The following is a 4,533-nucleotide window of genomic DNA, read 5'->3' as shown; positions in this document are numbered from 1 at the left end:
GCGCTGACCCGCATCGAGATGCAGCAATTGATCGAGGGCCTTTGGCTGGCGCATGGCTTCACCGCGCTGCTGGTCACGCACGATGTCGCCGAGGCCGTCGCGCTGGCCGACCGCGTGGTGCTGATCGAAGACCACCGCATCGCCCTCGACGAGCGCGTGCCGCTGCTGCGCCCGCGCAGCCACGGCGCGCCGGCATTCGCCGCGATCGAGGAACGCGTGCTGCGGCGCGTGCTGCGCCAGCCCGCCATCGCATCCCCTGACAACGACGCGCAGACCCGCGCATTGGCACCTCTCTGATGAATATCGTCGGCATTCTCGGCAGTCCCTCCACGCCTTCGCGTTGCGCCTATCTGCTGGAGCTCGCGCTCTCGCGGCTGGACGCCATCACGTCCTCCTACCGATCGATCCGGCCGCGCGACCTGCCCGCGCAAGCGCTGACGCAGGCCGATTTCGGCGACGCCCGCCTGCAGGACGCGGTGCGCGCGGTCGGCGAATCGCAGCTGGTGATCGTCGCCACGCCGATCTACAAGGCCTCGTACAGCGGCCTGCTGAAGGCCTTCCTCGATCTGCTGCCGCAGGACGGGCTGCGCGACAAGACCGTGCTGCCGCTGGCCACCGGCGGCAGTCCCGCGCATCTGCTGGCGCTGGACTATGCGCTCAAGCCGGTGCTGTCGGCGCTCGGGGCTCGCGACATCCTCGATGGCATCTACGCGACCGACCAGCAGCTGCCGTCGCGGCCGGAGGGCGGCTACAGCGCGGCGGCCGACATCGTCGAACGGCTCGACCGCTCGGTGCAACGCGTCGCAGCCCGCGCGCGCGAACTGAGGGAGCGCGAGGCCGAGCTGGCACGGGCGGCGTCCGCGCGGGCAAACAGCGAGCCATGGCCGGCCGAGCGCGTCCGCTGGTCCGTCTGAGCGCGCCATTACCGAGCAATTTCAACCAGGAACCTGTCATGACGATTCATGCCATCAACGTACGCAACCAGTTCCGCGGCAAGATCCGCGAAATCATCGAGGGACCGGTCGTGTCCGAGATCGACGTCGAGACCTCCGGCGGACTGGTGGTGACCTCGGTCATCACGACCCGCTCGGTCAAGGAGCTGGAACTTGCGGTCGGCAAGGAGGTGATCGCGCTGGTCAAGTCGACCGAAGTATCGATCGCCACGCTATGAAAGAAGGGGGGCGCAACATGCAGGGGAAGCGACGGCAGCTGCTGCTGGCGGGAGCCGGTATTGCGGCGTGGGCGCTGGGCGGCGCGGCGCGGGCGCAGGTGGGCGGCAAACCGGAAACCGTGCGGATCGGATATCAGAAGTCGTCGACGCTGATGATCCTGCTGAAGTCGCGCGGCACGCTGGAGAAGGCCCTCGCACCGCAGGGTGTCTCGGTGTCGTGGCACGAGTTCACTTCGGGCCTGCCGCTGCTCGAGGCGCTCAATGTCGGCGGGCTGGACCTCAGCGCCGATGTCGCCGACGCGGTGCCGCCGTTCGCGCTCGCCGCCGGAGCGAAGCTGACCTACTACGCGATCGAGACGCCCTCGCCGACCGCGCAGGCGATCGTCGTCCCGCGCGATTCGCCCTTGACCTCGATCGCGCAATTGAAGGGCCACCGGGTCGCCTTCGCCAAGGGCGCCGGCGCGCACTACCTGCTGCTGGAGGCGCTGGCGCGCAACGGCCTGTCGATGCGCGATATCGAGCCGGCGTATCTGACGCCGGCCGATGCGCGCGCCGCATTCGAGCGCGGCAACGTGGCGGCGTGGGTCATCTGGGACCCGTTCCTCGCGGCCGCGCAGCGGCAGGCGCAGGCGCGCGTGCTGGCCGACGGCACCGGCCTGGCCAGTTATCGCCGCTTCTATCTGGCGGCAAGCGACTTCGCGCGCCGCCGCGCCGACGTGCTCGCCACCGTGTTCGATGCGCTCGCCCAGGCGGGGGAGTGGGTCAAGGCCAATCCCGCCGCCGCGGCGGAATGGCACGCGCCGCTGATCGGCCTGGACGCGGCCACCGTCGAGATCGCCAACCGCCGCCGCAGCTACCGGCTGCAGGCGGTCGACGCGCCGGCGCTGGACGAGCAGCAGCGCATTGCCGATGCCTTCCACGCGCAGCAGATCATTCCGCGCAAGGTGGTGGTGAGCGCTTCGGCGGTCTGGCGGCGGCAGGCCTGAACAACGCGTACACCGTGCGCACATCGCGTTCGCACCGCTTGTGGACCGCTTGCATGCCGGCCCCGATCGAAGGCTTGGCATTCGGCCAACCGGTGTACTAACCTCGTTCTACGTTGCGGTGAACCGGGTTTACCCGGGCCGTAACGGCGCCGTCGCAGGCGCACGCGCAGGGCGCTTGCCCTGGCTCGATTCAGTCCACTTCGCAATCCTCATGTGGCCATGCCCGGCAGGAATGATCCGCGCTGGCCAACACAGACCCGAACGATGACGGGGACCATCCAGGTCCCGCGTCATTCTTCACGAGCGCGCATGGCGCAGCATGCCGATGCCGCCTTTGTCCGCGACCTGTCCTTGTGGTCGCGTGGGGACTTCCCCGGCAAGACGCTGGCTTCGGATGACCTGCACCGAGAGGCGCGCTCGTGTCCGCAGTGCGCGGCTTCGCACGGAGTCACGCGGTTTCACGTGACCTCACGTGGCTTCACGCGGTGCCACGTATTGCCCGACAGGCCGCCCCTTCCCGCATCTGTCCGATTCCGCCCAGCGTCATGATCCTGTTGGCGCTCCCATGTCCGTCGTCGCGACGGCATCGGAGACGCTCGTCTCTTCGACGCCGAGGTAATCATGAACAATGTTTCTCTTCGCATCCCGGAAGGCATCGGCAGGTGCCTGATGGCGGTGGGCACCGCATCGGTACCCCTGCTGCTGGCGGTCGCGCCGGCCCGCGCCCAGACCCCGCCCGCCGCGCCCGCGCCCACTCCCCATACGCAGGAGGCCAAGGACCCGACCAGCAACTTCACCGCGCGATGGACGCGCGCCGATGCGCGCCAGATCACGGCGATGTCCTCGCCCAACGTGACGCCCGGGCAGAACTCGCTGCCGCAGCATCTGACGATGCCCGATATACCGGCCAATTTCCCGCAGACCAACGATCGGGTGTGGGTCTGGGACACGTGGCCGCTGACCGATGCCAGGGCCAACCAGTACAGCTACAAGGGCTGGGAGATCATCTTCTCGCTGACCGCCGATCGCAATGCGGGCTATACGTTCGACGACCGGCATATCCATGCGCGCATCGGCTACTTCTATCGCCGCGCCGGCATTCCGGCCTCCCGGCGGCCCGCGAACGGCGGCTGGATCTATGGCGGGCATCTGTTCCCGGACGGTGCCAGCGTGCAGATCTTCGGCGGCGCGCCGATGACCCACAACGCCGAGTGGTCCGGCTCGACGCGCATCATGCCGGATGGCCGCATCGTGGTGTTCTATACCGCGACGTCGTTCAACCGATCGAGCCCGTCGGGCGGCAACATCACGCCGCCGATCGCCATCATTGCGAAGGCGGAAGGACGCGTGGAGGCCGACCACAACGGCGTGCGGCTGACCGGCTTCAACGAGCATATGAAGCTGCTGGAGCCGGACGGCACGTGGTACCAGACCGGGCAGCAGAACGAGTTCTTCTCGTTCCGCGATCCCTTCACCTTCGAGGACCCGGCGAATCCCGGCGTCACCTTCATGGTGTTCGAGGGCAACACCGCCGGTCCGCGCGGCGCGCGCACCTGCACCGAGCAGGACCTGGGCTACGCGCCGAACGATCCGCAGCGCGAGGACCTGAACGCGGTGATGGACTCCGGCGCGGTCTTCCAGAAGGCCAACGTGGGGCTGGCGGTGGCGATCAACAGGCAGCTGAGCCGCTGGGTGTTCCTGCCGCCGATCCTGTCGGCCAATTGCGTCAACGACCAGACCGAGCGGCCGCAGATCTATATCAAGGACGGCAAGTACTACCTGTTCACCATCAGCCATCGTTCGACCTATGCCGCAGGCGTCGATGGTCCGGACGGCGTCTACGGATTCGTCGGCAACGGCGTGCGCAGCGACTACCAGCCGTTGAACAATGGCAGCGGGCTGGTGCTGGGGAATCCGACCGACATGAACCGGCCGCGCGGCGAGCCTTTCGCGCTCGATCCGACGCAGAATCCGCGCACGTTCCAGTCGTATTCGCACTACGTGATGCCGGGCGGACTGGTCGAGTCCTTTATCGATGCCATCGGCGCGCGGCGCGGCGGTTCGCTCGCGCCGACGGTGCGCATCGACATCCACGGCGCCAACACGGCGGTCGATCGCAGCTATGGCGTCAATGGGCTCGGCGGCTATGGCGACATTCCCGCCAATCGCGAGGCGCTGTTCAGCCTGCGCGGCGTGCTGATCGGCGACCTGGTGCGCCGGCTGTTCGATTGAGGGAGGTTGCGATGCAAAGGATCGCTGTATTGCAAGGCAGGCGGCCGGCCGCGGCGCCGCGGAAGGGGCGACTGCCATTACTGCCATTGCTGCCATTGCTGCCATTGCTGCCATTACTGCCGTCGCTACTGCTGCTGGCTGCGT

Annotated in this window: 4 protein-coding genes and 1 pseudogene; all 5 read left to right on the top strand. The window is 67.9% G+C overall.

The window, feature by feature from the left end:
• A pseudogene (locus AC6EI8_RS24515) lies at window positions 1-297 on the top strand (ATP-binding cassette domain-containing protein); the annotation flags it as partial.
• Entirely contained in the window at window positions 297-914 is a 618-nt protein-coding gene (ssuE, locus tag AC6EI8_RS24510; protein ID WP_498383125.1) for an NADPH-dependent FMN reductase, read from the top strand. The pseudogene AC6EI8_RS24515 and the gene ssuE, both read left to right, overlap by 1 nt.
• 38 nt (window positions 915-952) lie before the next feature.
• A complete protein-coding gene (locus AC6EI8_RS24505; RefSeq protein WP_150083818.1) occupies window positions 953-1,171 on the top strand; it encodes a TOBE domain-containing protein in 219 nt (72 codons plus the stop codon).
• A 17-nt stretch (window positions 1,172-1,188) separates the two neighbouring features.
• A complete protein-coding gene (locus tag AC6EI8_RS24500) occupies window positions 1,189-2,157 on the top strand; it encodes an aliphatic sulfonate ABC transporter substrate-binding protein (RefSeq protein ID WP_150083819.1) in 969 nt (322 codons plus the stop codon).
• 669 nt (window positions 2,158-2,826) lie between these two features.
• The gene (locus tag AC6EI8_RS24495; RefSeq protein WP_498383126.1) at window positions 2,827-4,389 is read left to right on the top strand and encodes a glycoside hydrolase family 68 protein; all 1,563 of its coding nucleotides are present in this window, start codon (window positions 2,827-2,829) and stop codon (window positions 4,387-4,389) included.
• The last annotated feature ends 144 nt before the right edge of the window (window positions 4,390-4,533 follow it).

The sequence above is a fragment of the Cupriavidus sp. R6-3 genome (assembly GCF_059772245.1).
Note: the sequence above shows the minus strand (reverse complement) of the source record. Positions and strands in the feature narration are given on the sequence as shown.

Coding starts and splice junctions, on each gene's coding strand:
- ssuE (WP_498383125.1), top strand. CDS start 297: ATGAATATCGTCGGCATTCTCGGCAGTCCCTCCACGCCTTCGCGTTGC.
- AC6EI8_RS24505 (WP_150083818.1), top strand. CDS start 953: ATGACGATTCATGCCATCAACGTACGCAACCAGTTCCGCGGCAAGATC.
- AC6EI8_RS24500 (WP_150083819.1), top strand. CDS start 1,189: ATGCAGGGGAAGCGACGGCAGCTGCTGCTGGCGGGAGCCGGTATTGCG.
- AC6EI8_RS24495 (WP_498383126.1), top strand. CDS start 2,827: ATGGCGGTGGGCACCGCATCGGTACCCCTGCTGCTGGCGGTCGCGCCG.